General features: G+C 64.3%; 3 protein-coding genes. All 3 read right to left on the minus strand.

Annotated features, from left to right (window positions below; translation table 11 throughout):
* On the minus strand, positions 1-185 hold a 185-nt coding region (locus tag EN884_RS32680; RefSeq protein WP_245492025.1), incomplete at its 3' end, for an FGGY family carbohydrate kinase.
* Positions 182-865, minus strand: coding sequence for an HAD family hydrolase (locus EN884_RS32685; protein ID WP_024502046.1), 684 nt, complete (start codon positions 863-865; stop codon positions 182-184). The genes EN884_RS32685 and EN884_RS32680, both read right to left, overlap by 4 nt.
* 15 nt (positions 866-880) lie before the next feature.
* The gene (locus EN884_RS32690) at positions 881-2,359 is read right to left on the minus strand and encodes a mannitol dehydrogenase family protein (RefSeq protein ID WP_063169749.1); all 1,479 of its coding nucleotides are present in this window, start codon (positions 2,357-2,359) and stop codon (positions 881-883) included.
* Positions 2,360-2,542: the final 183 nt, after the last annotated feature.

Genomic DNA, 2,542 nt, shown 5'->3' on the forward strand with positions numbered 1-2,542 from the left:
GCGCGCACGGCGGCGCAGACGGCCGACCAGATATCGCGCGAATCATGTTCGGCGTGATCGGGCTTCGGCTGGTTCATGGCGATCGGCCGCTCGGCGCGGCCGAGCAAGGTGCCGTTGGTGTCGAGAATGCCCGCGCGAGCGCTCCCGGTGCCGACATCGACCGCGCAAACGAACTGTTTCGTCAAGATGCTCTGTCTCTCGCTCCCAGGCCTGCAATCAGATCGGGCAATTGCAGCATGTCAGCGAATATAAAGTCCGGTTCACTCGACGCAAGCCGCGCTTTCAAGGTCGGGTTGCCGGCATGCGAGCCGCCGGTGAAGGCAAACACGCGCATCCCCGCCGCCCGCGCGGCAATGATGCCGGCCGGGCTGTCCTCGATGACGAGGCATTTGCGTGGATGGGCCCGCATGCTGGCGGCGGCATGCAGGAACAGGTCCGGCGCGGGCTTTCCCTTGGCCACCATGGTGGCACTGAACAGGTGCGGTTCCATCAGCCCAAGCAATCCGGTGACGTCGAGCGCGTAGCGGATGCGGTCGAGCGTGCCCGAGGACGCGACACAGAACGGCAGCCCAAGCTTCGGCAGCATCTTCTTGACACCGGCGATCGGCTTCAGCTCCTCGCGGAATTTGCGCATCAATTCGACGCGCATCTCGGTCAGGTGCAGGTCGGTGATATCGAGCCCGAAGTCGCGGCCGAGGATCTCGCGCACGCTTTTCATGCTCTTGCCGAGGAAATGCTCGTAGGCGGCATCCTCACTGACGCTGCCGCCGGCAAGCCTGACCATGCCGAGCAGCGCCGAGACGGAGAGCGCCTCGCTGTCGACCAGCACGCCATCGCAGTCGAAAATGACCAGTTCAGGCGTCATGGCCGAGAATGGCTCTCAGAGCTTGCCGGCGAGGTAGCGCGTCAGCGTGGCGCGCGCGCCATTCGCCCACAGCACGTTGAGCGCATGGGCAAAGGCCTCGACAAACGCCGTTGCGCGGCCGACATCGCCATAGATGTCCTCCATGGCGAGCCAGGCGGCGGGAGCGTCCTTTGCTGCCTTTGCCGTCGCCTGCAGCCGGTCCCAACTCGGGTCGTTGGGCTCGATGACGGCGCCGCTGTCCGTCGTGCCGAAGCAGTAGCGGCACCACAATGCCGATTCCAGGGCCAGGCCGGCGACGCTTTTCCCAGCCTTCAGCCGGTCGGCGATGGTCGGGATGATGAACTTCGGCTGGCGGTTGGAGCCGTCGAGGCAGAGCCGGCGCACCGTGTCGCCGATCTTCGGGTTGGAGAAGCGGCTCTCGATGAGCTGGTAATAGTCTTCCAGAACCGTGTCCGGCACCGGCGGCACCGTCGGGATGATTTCGTCCCGTTCGAGCTTGGCCAGAAAACCGCTCACCAGCGGCTCCTGCATCGCCTCATGCACGAAATGGATGTCCATCAGGCCGGCCGGATAGGCGATCGCTGCATGGCCGCCATTGAGGATGCGGATTTTCATCAGTTCATAAGGCGCAACGTCTTTGACGAACTGCACGCCGACCTTTTCCAGCGGCGGCCGGCCATCGGTGAAATGGTCCTCCAGCACCCACTGCCGGAACGGCTCGCAGAACACCGGCCAGTTGTCCTCGAGGCCGAAATCCTTGGCCAGGATGCCGCGCTCGCGGTCGGTGGTGGCCGGCGTGATGCGATCGACCATGCCGTTCGGAAAGGCGACATGCTCGCTGACCCAGTTCGCCAGATCCTCGTCGATCAAACGGGCCAGGCCGATGACGCCATCCGAGGTGACATGGCCATTGTGGGGAATGTTGTCGCACGACATCACGGTGAACGGCACGGTGCCTTCATCGCGGCGGCGCATCAGCCCGGCAAGGATGATGCCGAACACCGTCTTCGGCGTGGCGCCGGCCTGCGCGTCGGCGACGATGTCGGGATGGGTCGGGTTGAACACGACGGAGGCCGGGTCGATGAAATAGCCACCTTCGGTGATGGTCAGCGAAACGATCTTGATCGCCGGGTCGGCAAGCCGTTCGATCACACCGGCCGCATCGCCGGGCATCAGGAAGTCGATCATCGCGCCGGTGACGCGTGCGCTCATATGGCCGCTATCCTGCTCGACCACCGTGGTGAGCCAGTCCTGCTCTTCCAGTTTGCCGCGACCGATCTTTTCGCCGTCGAACACGCCGGCACCGATCAGCGCCCAGTCATGGCCGATGCCCGCATTGAACAGATCGTCGAGATAGACGGCCTGATGCGAGCGGTGGAAATTGCCGACGCCGAAATGCACGATGCCGGCCTTCAGCGTCGCGCGGTCATACTTCGGACCTGCGACGTTGGCGGGCAGCTTGGAGAGGTTAGAGGACGAGAGTTTCACGGTCATCTGTTTTACCCTTTGGCCGGGTTTCGGCCTTCGTTACGCTCCTCTCCCCGTCGGGGAGCGGATAAGGGGTGGCACTTGCTACGCGCCCGCTGAAGTCGGCCTCTGCTCCCCGCGGAGGGACGAGGAGCAGAGGCCGTCCCCCGCCCTCAACTCATCCACTGGCCGCCATCGACATTGTAGGTC

Origin of the sequence: Mesorhizobium sp. M7A.F.Ca.AU.001.01.1.1 (assembly GCF_004022735.1) — a bacterium.
Classification (GTDB): Bacteria; Pseudomonadota; Alphaproteobacteria; order Rhizobiales; family Rhizobiaceae; genus Mesorhizobium; species Mesorhizobium ciceri.